This is a genomic window from Vibrio sp. Vb1554, assembly GCF_033344235.1.
In genome coordinates this window covers 64,615-82,941 of sequence record NZ_JAWPOJ010000020.1, presented here as the reverse complement: position 1 = coordinate 82,941, position 18,327 = coordinate 64,615, and the positions used below count along the sequence as shown (strand labels likewise).

Here is an 18,327-nt window from a genome sequence, read left to right as displayed (position 1 = left end):
ACTAGAATACTCGTTGGATAGTAGGTCGTTATAATTATTCAAATAGGCCTTGGCACCAACATCATTCACTATGGAGTTACCATGAGTAACCAAGCTGTAAATAAGGCACCATCATCGAAGCCGAGCGGGATGGAGCGCTTTTTAAACTTTATCGAGAGGACAGGTAACAAAATTCCTGATCCTGCGATTTTGTTCTTCTGGGCATTGATCATTACTTGGGCGGCGTCAGCACTTTTGTCGAATGTATCATTCGATCTTCCAAACCCTCGAACGGGCGAAGCTCTTACTATCACCAACTTACTTACGGGCGAAGCGCTAGCAAGTTTCCTTGCTAACATGGTGACGACGTTTACTGGCTTTGCGCCACTGGGTATCGTACTTGTCGCAATGCTAGGTGTGGGTGTTGCAGATTCTTCGGGCTTTATTACGACGGGTCTTAAGAAGATGCTGAACTTCACGCCAGCTAAGCTTCTTACTCCAATGCTTATTTTGGTTGCCATTGTATCGCATACTGCGGCAGATGCAGGCTATGTTCTGGTTATTCCTCTTGGCGGTATTATCTTCCATGCGGCAGGTCGTCACCCTTTAGCAGGTATTGCGGCAGCATTTGCAGGTGTATCTGGCGGCTTCTCTGCAAACTTTATCCCTTCAGGTATCGATCCGCTATTGGCTGGCTTTACGCAAACTGCGGCGCAGGTTCTTGATCCTGAATATGTGGTTAACCCATTAGCGAACATCTTCTTCACTGGCCTATCCTCTATCATTATTGTGGGGATTGGTTGGTACGTGACAGAGAAAATCATCGAGCCTCGTTTATCAAAAATGCCAATTGATGATGATGCGGAAACCGCGCCAAACCTAGGTTCATTTACTGAACTGGAATCAAAAGCTTTCCGTTATGCAGGTTGGGCAATGATGGCGGGTATTGCTTTACTTGTTGCAGCGTTAATTCCAGAAACATCAGCACTTCGCTCGCCTGAAGGTGAAATTACAGCCTTCTCAGCACCGATAATGAAGTCTATCGTGCCGTTGATCTTTATTCTGTTTATCATTCCTGGTTACGTTTACGGTAAAGTGTCTGGAACGTTCAAGACCAGCAACGACATTATCAAAGCGATGGCTGATACTATGTCAACCATGGGCGCATACATTGTTATGTCGTTCTTCTGTGCTCAGTTCCTATCTGCATTTGCTCAGTCAAACATCGGTACGATGCTAGCGTTGTATGGCGCAGAAGGCTTAAAAGCGATGAACCTACCAGGTGAAGTGACCATCATCGGTATGATCCTTCTAACCGCGTCTGTAAACCTACTTATTGGTTCGGCATCGGCAAAATGGGCTTTAATTGGTCCAATCCTAGTGCCAATGCTAATGGCGGTTGGTATCTCGCCTGAGCTGTCTCAGGCGGCTTACCGTGTGGGTGACTCTGTATCGAACATCATTTCGCCTCTAATGGTATTTTTCCCTCTTGTTGTGGTTTACTGTCAGCGTTATGTGAAGTCGGCTGGTATCGGTACGCTTGCGTCACTAATGATGCCATTCTCGATCGCAATGCTGATCGGTTGGTCTATCTTCCTAGTTGCTTATTGGATGGTAGGTATCCCGCTAGGCATTCAAGCTCCTTACACTTACACAATGTAAAAACGTGTAGGGTGTGAAAGCCGCTAATTGGCAGCCAAAAAGCGCAGGTCTTCGATCTGCGTTTTTTTGTTCTCGTAAAACGAACATCGATAGGTCTTGTAACTAGTTTTTTGGAGTTGCAGACTTTGTCCCGTGATGTGTTGCTGTAGTGAAACCGAAGTTGGTGATAAAATTCCTGACTTCAATCGTTTTTTGTTTCTTTGGAGCCTCCTTTGTCTAACCATCCGTTTTCCCCTCAAGATGAATTGTTTATGCGCAGAGCGATGGAGCTTGCTGAGCAAGCAGAAGCTGAGGGGGAAGTACCTGTTGGCGCAGTGCTTGTCAAAGATGGTGAAATTATCGCTGAGGGGTGGAATCGCTCTATTGGTACTAATGACGCTACCGCACATGCTGAGATCCAAACGCTGCGTAAAGCAGGCCAAAAGCTAGAAAATTACCGCCTTCTGGATACGACGTTATATGTAACACTTGAGCCATGCCCAATGTGTGCCGGAGCCTTATTGCATAGCCGCGTTAAGCGGGTTGTTTTTGGAGCGCCAGATTTAAAAGCTGGAGCAGCAGGAACAGTGCTTAATTTGTTTGAAAGTCAAGCCGCTTACCATTACGCCTTAATTGAAAAGGGGCTGCTAGAAGATGAGTGCCGTACTCAGCTACAAGCGTTTTTTAAGCGCCGCCGAAAGGAAATTAAAGCGAAGAAGCAAGCACAAAAAGCATTAGAAAATGGAGAGAGCGAACAAGGTAGTAGGAGTAGTGAGGGCTAGCAAACACCTACAACGTGGTAGATGTTTGCTTGGACGCACTAGTGATTGACTAAATGTACAAAAACACGATTACGTGAACTTACTTTCTTTTTCATACATGTCAGTTTACGTTTACGTCGGATAGCAGCTACTGTGTTATTTAAACGCTTTGACTGCACTCTACGTCTTCTCATATTCAAAACCTCCTGCAGACAAGACTTATACCAGTAAAGTGCGGCTCATCGATGCTTGGCAATAGGCTCGATAATCGCACTAAACATTGTATGGTTTAAACGTTCTTCATTTGACTTCTGCATTGCACAGAGCCAGCAAACAATTTCAATACGATGCTTAATAATAGGAGTGACGTTATTTCGGCAGAGTGTAGCCGAAAGCGCCGCTTCATCAAGTGAGCTAAACCATGTGGTTGTAAAGTAATCTGTTACAAAGCAATCAGTTTTACTAACGATGAAGAAAAGGCGACCAACCAAAGGAATGGTTGAGTGTGGTTGGTGTCACTCAGAATATTGGAGTCTAGATAAGTTTTCGTTAGGACTCAACAAAAATGACGAGCTTCATAGGCTCGTCATTTTTTAGTTTACCGCGGGTTTATTCTTCAATGCTTTCTTGTTCGGTGTCTTCTTCAACCGTGACGTCAGAAGCGCCAGAGACTTGTTCTACGACGGTCTCTACTGCGCCCGATATCAAAATGTCGGGGTTGAGCGGCGGAATCACTTGCAAGTCATCGCTATTCTCATCAATTGCTGGCTGTTGGCTGACATGACCAATGATGGATTGGTAGTAACGTCGAATATTTTCCACGTAATTACGCGCTTCATCGCCTCTGGCGTACCCATAGCGAGTTTGACTGTAATAGCGCTTCTGACGTAGTAAAGGCAGCCTGTCTTTTACATCCGCCCAAGCGTTCGGATCGCCACCTTGTGCTTTGGTGAGTCGTCGTGCGTCCATCATGTGGCCGTAACCAATATTGTATGAAGCTAACGCAAACCATATTTTTTCATGCTCGTTAATGCTATCAGGCACGCGACTTACAATTCGACGTAAGTACTCGACACCACCACGAACAGATTGCTCAGGATCCAAACGGTTAGTCACCCCGACGCTTTTCGCCGTTGGCAGAGTCAGCATCATCATCCCCCTAACACCCGTTGGCGATTTTGCTGTTGGTTTCCAGTGTGACTCTTGATAAGCCAATGCTGCAATTAATCGCCAGTCGAACTCTTCGCTGTATTTTTGGAATAAAGGTGCCCATTTAGGCAATTTGTCATCCAGAGCTCGAATGAATGCGCGAGTATCAACGTAGTCAAATGCTTCAATATGACCAATGTACTTTTCTTCGAGGGTGGACAGTTCTCCTGATTGTTTGATGTTACCGAAAAACTCTATCAGCATCGCATACAAACTTTCGTCTTCAGAACGTCGAGTAAACCAAGACACTGGTTGATCTTCTGTAAGTTCAAACGCGAGCGCAAGATCGGGGTAAAGGCGTTGAGCTAGGGAAAGTTCCACCGAATCAGTCACAGTAAAACGTAACTCACCCGTCGATACGTATTTGAGTAAGTCTCTCGTGTCAGCATCACCAACAATTTCAAACTGCAGTTCTGGATGCTGCTTCTTTAACGCTGTTAGGGTCGGAACATATTGCGATTGTTCAACGATCTTTAATGTTTGAGCGCCTGCATTTGTATCTTCGTCGGACTCGTCGTCTTTCGAGGCTTGGTATTCAATGAGTTGTTCGATATCTCGTGGTCGAAGTTGCCCTTTTTTATATACCACTTGTTGGCTTACATAATAATAGGCCGGGCCTGGTCTAAATCGTTTGACTGCTTGTGACGTTTGATTTAAACCCGTAGCGATGATATCGATATCTCCTTTCTTAAGAGCAGGAAAAAGCTCAGCCTGGCGAAAGGCTGGTTTAATCTCGAGTTTGACGCCGAGCTGCTCCGCAAACTGACGCGCCAATTCGTAATCCAACCCTGCGGGACCATCGGGACCTATGTAGTAGGAAAGCTGGTTGTTTAGCGTGCCAACACGAAGCACACCACGTTCTTGAATTTTTTCAAATTCACTTTTGGGCTCCGACTCAATCTGGCAAGCAGGGAGCAAAAGAACAGAAACTAAAATTAGAGCACTGCGCTTGAGCCGGTTGAAGTGACTTATTTGCATTAATAGGTACATCTTGGAAAATTTCTATTTGCCTTTATATCAAAGCGAGCTCATGTGGCAAAGTGAATCACACACTTATAACGTGACATTGTGTGTTTTATCGACATTTTAGTTGTAATTCAAATTTGACAAAAAAAATGACGCAAACGGTTGCTTTTGGTGTTACATCACAAAAACAATTACTATATAATGCGCTCGCAATGACGAGGTGGAATCGGCATAGGTTCGATAGGGCTTATTTTAAGTGTCTGAATTTATTCCAATATCACCTTAATCAATTGCATAAGAGACCTAAGCACATGAGAATTTTGCGTGGCTCCCCAGCTCTTTCTGAGTTTCGTGTTAATAAACTACTGGAACTTTGTCGTGAACAAGATCTGCCTGTAACTGGTATTTATGCCGAGTTTATGCACTTTGCCGATCTAAAGTCAGACCTTGATGACCAAGAGTTAGAAAAACTTGAAAAGTTACTAACTTACGGCCCAACCATCGAAGAGCATGAGCCTGAAGGTCTTCTACTTCTTGTCACGCCTCGTCCTGGCACTATCTCGCCTTGGTCTTCTAAATCTACCGATATCGCTGTTAACTGTGGTCTGGATAAAGTGAAACGTCTAGAGCGTGGTACGGCTTATTATGTCGAATCTTCAGTTGTTCTATCAGAAGCTCAAGCTGACGCTGTTAAAGCGTTAATTCACGACCGCATGATGGAAACAGTATTCACAGCATTTGAAGCCGCATCAGCATTATTTACTGTTGCAGAGCCTAAGCCTGTCGCACATGTTGATATCTTAGCTGGCGGTCGTCTTGCGCTTGAAGAGGCAAACGTTTCCCTTGGCTTGGCACTCGCAGAAGATGAAATTGATTACTTGGTAGAGAACTTTACTAAGCTTGGGCGTAACCCAAACGACATTGAATTGATGATGTTTGCTCAGGCGAACTCAGAGCATTGTCGCCACAAAATTTTTAACGCAGATTGGACTATCGACGGGGTAGATCAACCTAAGTCTTTGTTCAAAATGATCAAAAACACTTTTGAAACGACACCTGACTATGTGCTGTCTGCATACAAAGACAACGCAGCCGTTATGACAGGTTCTAAAGCGGGGCGTTTCTTCCCTGACCCTAAATCTCGTCAATACACGTACCACCATGAAGATACGCACATCTTGATGAAGGTAGAAACGCACAACCACCCAACGGCAATCTCTCCATGGCCGGGCGCATCGACTGGCTCAGGCGGTGAAATCCGTGACGAAGGCGCGACGGGTATCGGCGGTAAGCCAAAAGCGGGTCTGGTTGGTTTTACAACCTCTAACTTACGTATTCCTGGTTTTGAACAGCCATGGGAAACCGACTTCGGCAAGCCGGGTCGTATTGTGAATGCGTTAGACATCATGCTTGAAGGCCCTCTTGGCGGCGCGGCATTCAACAACGAATTTGGTCGTCCAAATCTATTGGGTTACTTCCGTACTTACGAAGAAAAAGTCACTTCTCATGCGGGTGAAGAAATTCGTGGTTACCACAAACCAATCATGATTGCTGGTGGTATGGGTAACATCCGCGATGAACACGTACAGAAGAAAGAGATCCCTGTAGGTGCGAGCCTAATCGTACTTGGTGGTCCGGCAATGAACATCGGTCTTGGTGGTGGTGCGGCATCTTCCATGGCATCTGGTCAGTCAGCAGAAGATCTGGACTTTGCTTCAGTACAGCGTGAAAACCCAGAGATGGAACGTCGCTGTCAGGAAGTGATCGACCGTTGTTGGCAGTTAGGCGACGACAACCCAATCGCATTTATCCACGATGTGGGTGCAGGCGGTATCTCTAACGCATTGCCTGAACTTGTCGACGACGGTGAGCGTGGCGGTAAGTTCCAATTACGCGATGTACCAAACGATGAGCCGGGCATGAGCCCACTGGAAATCTGGTGTAACGAATCACAGGAACGTTACGTTCTAGCGGTAGCGCCAGAAAACATGGAAGCATTCGACGCCATCTGTAAGCGTGAACGCGCACCGTATGCAGTGGTGGGTGTGGCGACAGAAGAGCGTCATCTAACGCTAGAAGATTCTCACTTCGACAATACGCCAATCGATATGCCAATGGATATCCTGCTTGGTAAGCCACCGAAGATGCACCGTGACGCAACCACACTAAAAGTGGAAAGCCCTGCCATTGTTCGTGATGGTATTGAGCTTAATGAAGCAGTGGATCGCGTACTTCGTCTTCCTGCTGTTGCAGAAAAAACATTCCTAATTACTATCGGTGACCGAACAGTAACGGGTCTGGTTGCTCGTGATCAAATGGTTGGTCCTTGGCAGGTACCAGTAGCAAACTGCGCAGTAACAGCGGCAAGCTACGACACTTACCATGGCGAAGCAATGTCGATGGGTGAGCGCACGCCAGTGGCATTACTAGACTTTGGTGCATCGGCTCGCCTAGCAGTTGGTGAGTCACTAACGAACATTGCGGCAACAGACATCGGTGATATTAAACACATTAAACTGTCTGCGAACTGGATGTCTCCAGCGGGTCACCCAGGTGAAGATGCGGGTCTTTACGAAGCAGTGAAAGCGGTTGGTGAAGAATTGTGTCCTGCGTTAGGTTTGACTATCCCAGTTGGTAAAGACTCCATGTCGATGAAAACCAAGTGGGAAGAAAACGGCGAGAGCAAAGAAGTCACTTCTCCACTGTCGCTAGTTATCACGGCATTTGGTCGTGTGGAAGACGTACGTAAGACCGTGACTCCACAACTACGCACTGACAAAGGAGATACCTCTCTAGTTCTTGTTGACTTGGGTAACGGAAAAAACCGCTTAGGTGCGACAGCATTGGCACAAGTATACAAACAGCTGGGTGACAAACCTGCTGACGTAGATAATGCAGAGCAGCTAAAAGGCTTCTTTGATGCAATACAAGCGTTAGTACGTGATGACAAGCTGGTGGCTTACCACGATAAAGGCGACGGCGGTCTGTTTGTAACGCTTGCTGAGATGGCGTTCGCGGGTCACTGTGGCGTAAAAGCGAACATCGCAGAGCTGGGTGATGATGCGCTAGCCGTTCTATTTAACGAAGAGCTAGGTGCGGTTGTTCAAGTTAAGAGTGATGATTTAGATTCAGTTCTATCTACTCTGGCGGCAAACGGCTTAGAGGCATGCTCACATGTGATTGGTTCTGTTGAAGCTTCAGACGACTTTGTTATCACTTCTGGTGATGCTGTTATGCTTGAACGTTCACGTACCGAACTACGCGTTATCTGGGCTGAAACAACGCATAAGATGCAAGGTCTACGTGATAACCCAGCGTGTGCAGACCAAGAGCACGAAGCTAAGAAAGATAACTCTGACCCGGGTCTAAACGTTAAGCTCAGCTTCGACGTAAATGAAGACGTTGCAGCACCGTACATTGCGAAAGGTGCTAAACCTAAGATGGCAATTCTACGTGAGCAGGGCGTTAACTCCCACGTCGAAATGGCAGCAGCGTTTGACCGAGCTGGTTTTGAAGCAACCGACATCCATATGAGCGATATCCTAACGGGCCAAGCGGTACTGGATGAATACCATGGCCTAGTAGCTTGTGGTGGCTTCTCTTACGGCGACGTACTAGGTGCGGGTGAAGGTTGGGCTAAGTCTATCCTGTTTAACGCACAAGCTCGTGAACAGTTCCAAGCCTTCTTCAACCGTGAAGAGACGTTCTCTTTAGGTGTATGTAACGGTTGTCAGATGCTATCAAACCTGAAAGAGCTGATCCCAGGTGCAGACTTGTGGCCACGTTTTGTGCGCAACGAATCTGAGCGTTTTGAAGCGCGCTTTAGTCTAGTTGAAGTTCAGAAATCTGACTCTGTATTCTTCGACGGAATGGCTGGTTCGCGCATGCCAATCGCGGTTTCCCACGGTGAAGGGCGTGTAGAAGTACGTGATGCAGAGCACCTAGCAGCGATTGAAGCATCAGGTACGGTTGCGGTTCGTTACGTGGATAACCTCGGTAACCCAACACAACAATACCCGAACAACCCGAATGGTTCGCCAAACGCGATTACCGGTTTAACAACAACAGACGGTCGCGTAACTATCATGATGCCTCACCCAGAGCGCGTATTCCGCACAGTTGCAAATTCTTGGGCTCCGGAAGGTTGGGGTGAAAATGGCGCTTGGATGCGTATGTTCCAAAATGCCCGTAAGAATATCGGTTAATTAACCAAAGGTTAATCTAGCTTAAGTAAAGCGTTGGTTGAGAGACCAGCGCTTTCTTTTTTCTTATCACTCTTTTTTCTTCGTCGCTCTTTCTAGTGACTTGGCGAAACGTTGCTTTGTTCTGCCTCTTCTTTGTCATCTATTATCTAGCGTAAAAAACTTGCAGCGTTTAGATTACTTTTATGCTCTAATACCGCGCTTACCAAGGGATGGTGTTAAACAGCTCAGCTTAGATGGAGTTATCAAGTTGACCGAATCCCTGATTGATCCCTAAATCCCTTAGGAAATGAAAGAAATGTCTAAGAATCCAAAATTTGCTATCCGCGTCACTGAAAAACGTAACGGCTGGAGCGCAGAAATCACTCGCCAAGTGACATCTCGTAAGACTGTAGTATCAAAGCGTGAAACAGGCTTTGACAGCGAAGAGAAAGCACAAGCTTGGGCTGAACAAGAACTGGCTGGATTTATCCAAAACCAAGTGGTTCGTAACGAGCGTAAAGCAGCGCAACGTCAAGAGCGCGAAGCAGAACAACTAGCGGCAAAAGTTCGTAAAGAAGAAGCCCGCAAAGCACGTGAAACCGAAGTAGACACTGACGAAGAATAAGTTTAAATCGGTGAGATGGTGACGTTACCCATCAAACAAATAGTGAAAATGCCCTGAGTTTTGTCTCAGGGCATTTTTTATTTATATCGGCTAAAAACAATCCGACGATACGGACAAGCTAAACGTGCCGTCTTCAGGGGCTGCAAATTGTTTATTGCCAGGAAGAAGGTGAGGGTTATTAGCATAAGTGCGATGTGTCGATTTGACCTTTGCAGAATGTCTTTCCGGTAAATCAAAGTGTTGTAAGCCGTCAGATAGATCGTTTGCTTCACCGTAGTCGAAATGTGTTGCGACGTCTTTGGGCTGCTTGGCGTAACGACAGTGATCCGGCTTACCATCTTCGTGCCAAGTTAAAGAGTTAGTTTTTGCATCTAGATTCAGGTTATTTGCTGTTGGCTGTGCGTAAAAATCTTCTGAAACTTGGTGCTTGCTTTGCTCTTGTAAGTAGTCTGCAATGTTCTCAGAAGCTTGCGCTAGGCTACCTACAGGGAAGAAGCAAATCAGAAGAAGCCGTGTTTTTAGATTGTTCATAATGTGTATGCAAGCAAAAGGAAATGATAATACTGATAAATAAAACGGCGTGCAATTATGGCCATTGGATACGATATAACAGGGCAGTTAATGTCTGCCCTGCATCTTTTAGGTATGGTTAGTATTGATAAGTGAGGTGCAGTTTGACTTCGCGACCAGGCGAAGGCACGCCATTAGATAGGTATGCTTCGTAGTAACGATCGGTTAAGTTTTTCACAACCGCGCCAACGCTCAAGCCTTCGACTTGTTGTATTTCCCAAACCACGTAAGCGTTTTGTAGCGTGTATTGCTCACTTGGCGATTTCACTTTTAAATTGTTACCGCTTGCCTTGGTTTTGGTTTGCGCATCATACCAACGGACTTCCCAGCCAGTACGTAAACCAGGAATCCATTCGTAACCTAAACCCAGATTAATGTTTAATGGCGGTACATCAGGATGATCATCATCTGAACCTGTAGAGTCAGATAGGCTGCCTTTGTTTTTGCCGCGAATGTAACTTGCTGAGAAATTACTGTAGAAATCTTCAATCCGGTATTGTGAAATTAGCTCAAAGCCATAGTTTTTAAAGCCATCTAGGTTTGTATTCCAGCTTTGTAACTCAGTAGTATTTTTGTCGAGGTTTTCGCCCGTTCGTATATCAACTGTGTCGCTAACATCGTTATAGAACATAGTTAACTCTGTTGCGAGGTTATCGCGAGAGTTCACCAGCCCTTCCGTTAAGTTGATAACGCTTGCTTGATAAGCATGGATACGAGACACGTCCAGATTCAAAGCAGTAGCCGTAGCGGTAGCTCGCGCATATTGCACTGAGTAGATGTTATCAACGGTTGGTGCTTTTAAAGCGTAGGCGTAGGAGGCGTTTAAACGCGTATTATTGCTCGCATCAAAGTCGATATCCAAACGTGGGCTAAAGCCTTTATGCGTCGTTTCAGTGTAGTTATGTCCGGCAGCTGGATCATTATAATCCGGCGCTGCGTTCCCTTTTCCTTCACTCTTGATGTATTCGTAACGCAGAGAAGGTGTGATTGTTAGGCGCTCTGTTGCTTGATAGTGATCAGCAATGTAAGCGGCATAAATTGACTGCGTGCCAGATGGTTCGTAGTAAGGGGTGTACCAACCGTAGTTTTTCGCTTCATTACTGTCGTATGATGCGTTGAATACTAACGAGTCTCTATCGGTTTTTTGATATTGAAGCCCAGTGATTAGAGTGTGGTCTCCGAATTGTGCTTGGTTAAACACATCAACGTAGTCACGCTCGTAACTCAGCCATGACTCATGACCGTAACTGCCAACAGAAACGAACATTTTCTCGAATGCTACGTCAGGGCGAACCCAATGACGATCGTTTTCGGAACGTGCCATTTTGATATTGAAATCAATATACGGGTTAGTCGGCATGTAGTGGTAAGAGATGGTCGTGGTGTTGTCCGTGTATTTGTTATCGACGGTGTAAGCGTATTGGGCTTTTTCTAATGAGCCGTATTTCTTGATATTGTATTCGGTGATGTTAGGCATTTTTCCGCGGCGGTTAGCCCAAGGTTTACGACCTTCATCTTTGTAGCGAGTATGGCTAATTTCAAACTCGTGATCGTTATTTTCATAACCGACCTTTACGAGCATGTTTTCTTGCTCATAACCTGAGTAATCTAGCGTTTCACCACCTCCGACTTTAATGTCATCAGAATCTTTTACCGAGCCATTCGCTAGAAAATAAAAACCAGTATCGTTTTTACCATAGAGTGTTAGCGTGTAGGCGTTCTCATCGCCGTTGGTGTTGTATGCACTTGAGATGCGAGCACCAAAGTTTCTTTCGCCGTACAGGAGATCATCGACACTTTTGGTTTTAATGCGAATGGAGCCACCAAACTTCCCGTTGAGTGCTCGATAGTCGTGCGCGCCCTTGATAATTTCTGCTTCGCCAATTAAGAACGGATCAAAAAAGAAGGTACCGTAGCGGTATTGTTGAAAGCCAATTGGAGCGCCATCGACAAACACGGCGATATCGCTTGGATCATCAAAACCACGAATGTTAATACGTTCGCCACCAGAACGACCGCCACCATCTAATGATGCACCGGGAACGGCATCGATCATTGAGGCAAAATTAGAGTACTGTTGCTCTTCAATCTCTGACCAATTAATGGTGGTTTGCGCAGGCTCAGCAATGGTAATAGGTTTGGCATAACGAACGCCTATGACTTCAAGCTCTTCATTTGGCGTTGTCTCAGCATATGAATAAAGAGGGAAGAGCAAAGCTAGTGAAATGAGATTTACTTTGAATGGATGACTTATTAATCGTTTCATATTGATGATTTATAGTGTTTTTATGAAGCTCGGATTATAAGAACATTATTACGATTAATAAATGATAATGAGATTAATTATCAAATGTGTTTTTGCGACGGATTGTAAAGTTTTTTATCCATTCGTGGAAACTACGATAAGTATCGTTAGCGTACATAAAACAAAAAGCCCAGCATCATGGACGCTGAGCTTATTGGCTTTAAACAAGATAGTGCGAGCACTGTTGCTCCTTTTGAGCTAATCAGGCGCCTACTTGGTAGGAATTACTGAGTTTCTAACGGTATCTGTCCGGTGGTCAGCGGCTCGGCATCGAATTCAGTGAGGCCTTCAATATAGCTTTCGACTGCTTGCTCTAAAGCATTATCACCTTGGTTAAAATAGGCAAGGTGGAAAATTGCATCGCCTTCGTTCACCAATGGTAATGTTTGTTGACCGATAACTAAACCACGCTTCGGGGCTTTTAGTTCTATCTCATCATGACCAAGAGGAGAGCTAATATAAGCGAGCGTTTCACCCTGTTCTACTTTGTCTCCCAGATTAACGACAGTACGCAAAATGCCGTTACCTGACGCGCGAACCCAGCTGGTGGACTTCGCTATGATAGGCTCAGGCAGCTTTTTCCTGCTCGCTCGCAACATACCAATGGCTTGCATTACGCGCCGAACCCCGAACACACCAGCGCTGATCGAAAGTGGATCAAAGCGCAATGCTTCGCCAGCCTCGTAGGTGAGCACTGGAATATCACATTTTTCTGCTTCACTGCGTAAAGAGCCATCACGCAATGCTGAATCAACAATCACTGGCGTTGCAAATGCTTGAGCAATACGCAGAGTTTCTGGGTTGCTTAAGTTTGCGCGGATCTGTGGCAAGTTCGTGCGATGAATGGCCCCTGTGTGTAGATCCAAAATGTAGTCACAACGCTTGGCAATGTTGTTAAAGAACCCGTGTGCCATACGAGATGCAAGTGCGCCTTTTTCACTGCCAGGAAAGCAACGGTTGAGATCTCGTCGGTCGGGCAAGTAACGAGATTTATGGATGAAACCAAAAACGTTAACGATAGGTACTGCAATGACAGTGCCTTTCAGTTTTTGTGGATCCAGTTGGTTAATGATCTGACGAACGATTTCTACGCCATTAAGCTCATCACCATGGATAGCAGCATTCACCATTAAAACTGGTCCTTCTTGTTTCCCATGGATTATTTCCACAGGAATAGATAAAGGCGAATGTGTATATAGCTTCGCTGCTTCAAATTCGATCTCTAATCGTTGCCCTGGTTGTATTTGATGTCCTAAGAGCTCAAACACTTTGCTTTTTTTACTTCTGGCCATAAACCATCTCTGTCAAATGCGTCATCAGCAATGTAACAATTGCTGCAAAATCGCACTAATCATTCTCATTAAGGACACGACAAATTACTTTAATCGTCATGCGTGAAATTTTGGTATGTGTGAAGTTTTTGTTTTCAATATGATCTTTTCTATCAGTTTAATACATAACAAGCCATAGAGAAGAGAGCGCAATAATAGCCTTAAAAAATGTGACTGTATTAAAAATAATACTGTTCATGGAGGACAAAAAAACGGACTTTTAACCCTACTTTTTATCCGATAATATCCGCGCCGAATTTGAGGTTTCACACTTTCTAACTAGAGGTTTTGATGAAAAAGGCAATTGCTAAAATTGGTGCATTGACTGCGGTAGCAGTTTCACTTTCAGGTTGCGTAGGTAGTAATGCCGTGACAGGTTATGTCATGGGGTTTAACTTGAAAGCTGTTGACAACCGTTACGCTCGAGGTGGCCTAAATATGCTTTTAGCGCCTGTTTATGGTGTCGCGATCGCAGCGGATTATATCGTGTTTAACTCTCTAGAATTTTGGACGGGTAAGAACCCGTTAAATGGTAAGCCACATATCTTCGATACAAAGGTAGATACTTACATTGATGTCAATCACCAGTTAGATAAGTCGTTAACGACGGCACCAATCGCACCATTAGCGGATAACCGTGTCATTGAGCAGGGGCGAATGCAGCAAATCGATGAGAACACTGTTCAAATGGATATTACTTACAGTAACGGTGAAAAGGCGACACTCATGGGTGTACGCGATGGTGAGTTTGTTACTTACTACATTGATGGTGAAGTTGCTGCACAAACCTCAATGGATGAATTAGCCGCTTACGCGCAAAACCGTGTGTAGTTGGGTTCAACTAAACCAAAAAAAGGGTGCCGTATGGCACCCTTTGTCATTTTTCGTGATTGAATTATGCTTTCTCTGGAATCGCTTCTAAAAGCGCGACCATCTGATCCCAGTACAACTGAACAGTATCAATCTTCACTTTCTCATCTGGAGAGTGAGGGAATTTTATTGTTGGACCGAAAGAAACCATATCCATGTGTGGGTATGGTTCTTTAAATAGGCCACACTCAAGACCAGCATGGATGACCATGATGTTCGGCTTATGACCGTAAATGCCTTCATACATATCACGGAAAATTGCCATGATCTCGGAATCTGCATCTGGCTTCCAGCCAGGGTAAGCGCCTGAGAACTGAATTTGTGCGCCTGCTAGCTCAGTAATCGAGCGCAGCATGCTTTCCACTTGGCTACGGCCAGAGTCAATGAGAGAACGAATCAAGCAAAGCACGGTGACTTTATTTTCTTCTGTGCTGATCACACCAACGTTTAGAGAAGTTTCAACAACGCCTTCCACCTCATCACTCATACGGATTACGCCGTTTGGACAAGCGTTAAGTGCCGCAATGAATCGTTGCTGATCGGCGATTGAAAATACTTGCGCGACAGTCGTGATCGCTTCATTAAAGGTTACGATACCTGTTTCGATTTTACCCAATTCAGTTTTAAGCAGCTCAGTGTAGTGGTTGAACAGCTCAGCAAGTTTGTCTTGGTTTTCGACAGGAAGCGCGACAGTAACAAACGCTTCGCGTGGGATTGCATTACGTAAGCTACCACCACGGAATTCGACTAAACGTAAATCAAGCTCTTGAGCATGACCGGCAAGGAAACGACCAAGTAATTTGTTGGCATTACCGCGACCTGTGTGAATGTCACAACCTGAGTGACCGCCTTTTAGGCCTTTCAGCGTCAGTTGGCGTGTTACAAAACCTGCAGGCGTTGATTCTCGAGAAATATCGAAAGTCATGGTGCCATCAACGCCACCTGCACAACCCATGTAGACTTCGCCTTCTTGCTCAGAGTCTGTATTTAGAAGAATCTCACCCTCTAACCAACCAGCTTCAAGGCCAAATGCGCCAGTCATGCCTGCTTCTTCATCAATCGTCAGCAGAACTTCGAGTGGACCGTGCTTAATATCTTTAGATGCCAATACAGCAAGGCAAGAAGCCATACCAATACCGTTATCTGCACCAAGCGTCGTGCCTTTCGCAGTTACCCATTCGCCATTGATGTAAGGTTGGATTGGATCTTTGGTGAAGTCGTGTTCAGTGTCTTCGTTTTTCTGCGGCACCATGTCGATGTGTGCTTGAAGTACAACAGCCTTCTTATTTTCCATTCCTGGTGTCGCGGGCTTTTTGATGAACACGTTACCGGTTGGATCACGGCGAACGTCAAAGCCTTGCTCTGTTGCCCAGTTGATAATGTACTGTGCTAATGCTTCTTCATGTTTCGATGGATGAGGGATAGAACAAATCTTATCGAAAAACTGCCAAAGTGGAGCAGGTGATAAGGTACTGATCTCAGAATGGAACTCAGACACGGATGACTCCTTTTGATGTGCTTTGCCAAATATATACCGTAAAAATATTATCAAGGTAGCATTAAATGCTATACGACTTGGCCTTCAAATTGCCGTTAGCATACCACCAGATAAAGAGTACGAGTAGTCGCGATCACAAGGATTTCTCTCAGAACTGTCACAGTTTGTGAATACAATAACAAGCACTATGTGTTCTCTATCATATATTCTGAAAGTGGCTTTATTTTTTAATTCATAAAATTGTAATTTAATTACACGTAAACTTTGATAAAGGTCAATTTGTGCATTTTTTGTGATTCCAATCACTAAAATGCTTGTAATTAAATTTCTTGGTGGTATATTTGTAACCAGCTTCTGAGAGAAGAATGAAATGCTCAAAGGATGAGTCCGTTTTATCGCCTCCAAGGAACCGAGAAATCAACGAATGTTTAATTGATTTAAAAGGTGATAGTTATGAAAGGTTTACCAAGTACAATGTTCTGGAATAGCAAGTCTGTTTACACCGGTAACTTTGTATACCCAACAAGCTTTGGCTACTAAGTGAAGTCAACGCATGTGACTCGAACAGTTTGTTCACCCCTATAAATTGGAATTTTTTTTCAGTGATAGTGCTGACATGATTCACCGCCACCCAAATTGGGTGGCGTTTTTTTATCTCTATTTTCTCTTCCTGACTCACTTATTGCCATCAAAGCCTTCTTCTATTCCCCATTCTTCGGTTTTATCGACTTTTCCATCAAATCTGTTAGATACCATGTTTAAAATGGGCCTTTTTCATCTGAAAGTTTAGTACATTGCTCAGTTTTTATTCTCTTTTAGAGAACTGTGTTATCTGGGTTACCTATTGTTTTATAAGAATATATTTCTTTGCTTGCTATGATAGATTAGAGAATGTGTTTCATATCCAAAGAAAAAAAACGCATTAGAGTGAAGATTCTATCTAGAATTTGCTATTTGATAACTTTATAATTCCCGCCAATCGATTACGCAACCGTTTACTTTTTACCTTTACAGGATTCGATCATGCTCGAGAGGCTTTTTAAACTCAGTGAAAATGGCACAAATGTGCGCACTGAGATCATTGCAGGTGTTACGACCTTCCTAACTATGGCTTACATTATTTTTGTAAACCCAGCGATCCTGTCGGATACCGGTATGGACCGTGGCGCCATTTTTGTCGCGACTTGTCTTGCTGCCGCAATCGGCTGTTTTATCATGGGATTTGTTGCCAATTACCCAATCGCACAGGCACCAGGAATGGGCCTGAACGCATTTTTTACTTACTCTGTTGTATTGGGAATGGGTTATACGTGGCAAGTTGCGTTGGCGGCTGTATTTGTTTCTGGCCTTCTGTTCATTCTTTTAAGCGTATTTAAGATCCGTGAGTGGATTATTAACTCGATCCCGCATTCTCTACGAACAGGTATTTCAGCTGGTATTGGTCTTTTCTTAGCGTTTATCGCATTAAAAAATGCAGGTATCGTCGTTGATAACCCAGCGACATTAGTTTCTATGGGAGAGATCACATCATTGCCATCTGTATTGGCCGCGATTGGCTTCTTTCTTACGATTGCACTGGTTCACCGTGGTGTGAAAGGTGCGGTGATGATCGCCATTCTTGGCGTTACAGCGCTTGGTCTTCTATTTGGTGATGTGCAGTGGGGCGGTATTATGTCAACGCCACCAAGCATTGCGCCAACTTTCATGCAACTGGATTTCTCTGGTTTGTTTGAAGTAGGCATGATTTCCGTCGTATTTGCTTTCCTATTTGTCGATTTATTTGACACCGCAGGTACGCTCGTTGGCGTTTCTCAAAAAGCTGGTCTAACTGATGAGAATGGCAACATCCCTCGTTTAAACAAAGCGTTACTTGCAGACTCAACAGCAACGTCAGTAGGTGCATTACTTGGTACCTCCAACACGACATCTTATATTGAAAGCGTTTCTGGTGTAGCTGCGGGTGGGCGTACTGGTCTAACAGCCGTGGTTGTTGGTGTACTCTTCCTACTTGCTCTATTGTTCTCACCACTTGCGGGTATGATCCCTGCTTATGCAACGTCAGGTGCGCTATTCTATGTGGCGATCTTGATGCTGTCTGGGCTAGTAAGCATTGATTGGCGTGACCTAACTGAAGCGTCCCCAGTTGTTGTGACTTGTTTAGTTATGCCGCTAACATTCTCGATTGCAGAAGGTATCACGTTAGGCTTTATCGCATACGCGGCGATCAAGTTATTCAGCGGTAAGGGCCGTGAAGTGTCGATGAGTGTATGGGTGATGTCAGCCATCTTCATCGTTAAATACCTCGTCGGTTAATTTCTCGAGCAAAAAGCCAGTGTGGATTTATTCACGCTGGCTTTTTCTTTTTTACGTTGTTCACAGAAGACGGTT

At 44.7% G+C, this 18,327-nt stretch carries 11 protein-coding genes; 6 read left to right on the top strand and 5 right to left on the bottom strand.

Annotated features, from left to right (window positions below; all coding sequences use genetic code 11):
• Positions 1-81: 81 nt before the first annotated feature.
• Both R8N28_RS16655 and tadA read left to right on the top strand, forming a co-directional pair.
• A complete protein-coding gene (locus tag R8N28_RS16655) occupies positions 82-1,641 on the top strand; it encodes an AbgT family transporter (protein ID WP_017635695.1) in 1,560 nt (519 codons plus the stop codon).
• Positions 1,642-1,853: 212 nt separating this feature from the next.
• Entirely contained in the window at positions 1,854-2,402 is a 549-nt protein-coding gene (gene tadA, locus R8N28_RS16650; protein ID WP_082240141.1) for a tRNA adenosine(34) deaminase TadA, read from the top strand.
• 588 nt (positions 2,403-2,990) lie between these two features.
• On the opposite strand, the gene mltF is transcribed toward tadA, so the two are convergent.
• A complete protein-coding gene (mltF, locus tag R8N28_RS16645) occupies positions 2,991-4,568 on the bottom strand; it encodes a membrane-bound lytic murein transglycosylase MltF (protein ID WP_065275054.1) in 1,578 nt (525 codons plus the stop codon).
• A gap of 299 nt (positions 4,569-4,867) precedes the next feature.
• On the opposite strand from mltF, the gene purL reads away from it, so the two are divergent.
• Together purL and R8N28_RS16635 are read left to right on the top strand one after the other, a co-directional pair.
• A complete protein-coding gene (gene purL / locus R8N28_RS16640; protein WP_065274228.1) occupies positions 4,868-8,761 on the top strand; it encodes a phosphoribosylformylglycinamidine synthase in 3,894 nt (1,297 codons plus the stop codon).
• Positions 8,762-9,056: 295 nt separating this feature from the next.
• Positions 9,057-9,365: a DUF3622 domain-containing protein gene (locus R8N28_RS16635; RefSeq protein WP_025998700.1), complete on the top strand. Its 309-nt coding sequence runs from the start codon at positions 9,057-9,059 to the stop codon at positions 9,363-9,365.
• A 90-nt stretch (positions 9,366-9,455) separates the two neighbouring features.
• On the opposite strand, the gene R8N28_RS16630 is transcribed toward R8N28_RS16635, so the two are convergent.
• The 3 genes from R8N28_RS16630 to R8N28_RS16620 all read right to left on the bottom strand — a co-directional run bounded on the left by R8N28_RS16630 (position 9,456) and on the right by R8N28_RS16620 (position 13,532).
• Positions 9,456-9,896 (bottom strand): hypothetical protein, encoded by a 441-nt coding sequence (locus R8N28_RS16630; protein ID WP_005381599.1) that lies wholly within the window; start codon positions 9,894-9,896, stop codon positions 9,456-9,458.
• 118 nt (positions 9,897-10,014) lie between these two features.
• Positions 10,015-12,201, bottom strand: a complete 2,187-nt coding sequence (locus R8N28_RS16625; RefSeq protein ID WP_065274229.1) for a TonB-dependent receptor domain-containing protein — start codon at positions 12,199-12,201, stop codon at positions 10,015-10,017.
• A 263-nt stretch (positions 12,202-12,464) separates the two neighbouring features.
• Complete coding sequence (locus tag R8N28_RS16620) at positions 12,465-13,532, bottom strand: succinylglutamate desuccinylase/aspartoacylase family protein (protein ID WP_054576939.1); 1,068 nt, start codon at positions 13,530-13,532, stop codon at positions 12,465-12,467.
• A gap of 330 nt (positions 13,533-13,862) precedes the next feature.
• Here R8N28_RS16620 and R8N28_RS16615 point away from each other — a divergent pair, with 330 nt between their 5' ends.
• The gene (locus tag R8N28_RS16615) at positions 13,863-14,402 is read left to right on the top strand and encodes a DUF3332 domain-containing protein (protein WP_005381596.1); all 540 of its coding nucleotides are present in this window, start codon (positions 13,863-13,865) and stop codon (positions 14,400-14,402) included.
• Between the two features lie 64 nt (positions 14,403-14,466).
• Here R8N28_RS16615 and R8N28_RS16610 read toward each other — a convergent pair whose 3' ends face one another.
• On the bottom strand, positions 14,467-15,939 hold the full coding sequence (locus R8N28_RS16610; protein WP_065274230.1) for an aminoacyl-histidine dipeptidase: 1,473 nt from the start codon (positions 15,937-15,939) through the stop codon (positions 14,467-14,469).
• 1,023 nt (positions 15,940-16,962) lie between these two features.
• Here R8N28_RS16610 and R8N28_RS16605 point away from each other — a divergent pair.
• Positions 16,963-18,252 carry an NCS2 family permease gene (locus tag R8N28_RS16605; protein WP_005381592.1) on the top strand — a complete coding sequence of 430 codons (1,290 nt, stop codon included), beginning with the start codon at positions 16,963-16,965 and terminating at the stop codon, positions 18,250-18,252.
• Positions 18,253-18,327: the final 75 nt, after the last annotated feature.

Excerpts from the sequence above, each read along its gene's own strand:
- R8N28_RS16655 (WP_017635695.1), top strand. The coding sequence starts at position 82 with ATGAGTAACCAAGCTGTAAATAAGGCACCATCATCGAAGCCGAGCGGG.
- mltF (WP_065275054.1), bottom strand. The coding sequence starts at position 4,568 with ATGCAAATAAGTCACTTCAACCGGCTCAAGCGCAGTGCTCTAATTTTA.
- purL (WP_065274228.1), top strand. The coding sequence starts at position 4,868 with ATGAGAATTTTGCGTGGCTCCCCAGCTCTTTCTGAGTTTCGTGTTAAT.
- R8N28_RS16635 (WP_025998700.1), top strand. The coding sequence starts at position 9,057 with ATGTCTAAGAATCCAAAATTTGCTATCCGCGTCACTGAAAAACGTAAC.
- R8N28_RS16630 (WP_005381599.1), bottom strand. The coding sequence starts at position 9,896 with ATGAACAATCTAAAAACACGGCTTCTTCTGATTTGCTTCTTCCCTGTA.
- R8N28_RS16625 (WP_065274229.1), bottom strand. The coding sequence starts at position 12,201 with ATGAAACGATTAATAAGTCATCCATTCAAAGTAAATCTCATTTCACTA.
- R8N28_RS16620 (WP_054576939.1), bottom strand. The coding sequence starts at position 13,532 with ATGGCCAGAAGTAAAAAAAGCAAAGTGTTTGAGCTCTTAGGACATCAA.
- R8N28_RS16615 (WP_005381596.1), top strand. The coding sequence starts at position 13,863 with ATGAAAAAGGCAATTGCTAAAATTGGTGCATTGACTGCGGTAGCAGTT.
- R8N28_RS16605 (WP_005381592.1), top strand. The coding sequence starts at position 16,963 with ATGCTCGAGAGGCTTTTTAAACTCAGTGAAAATGGCACAAATGTGCGC.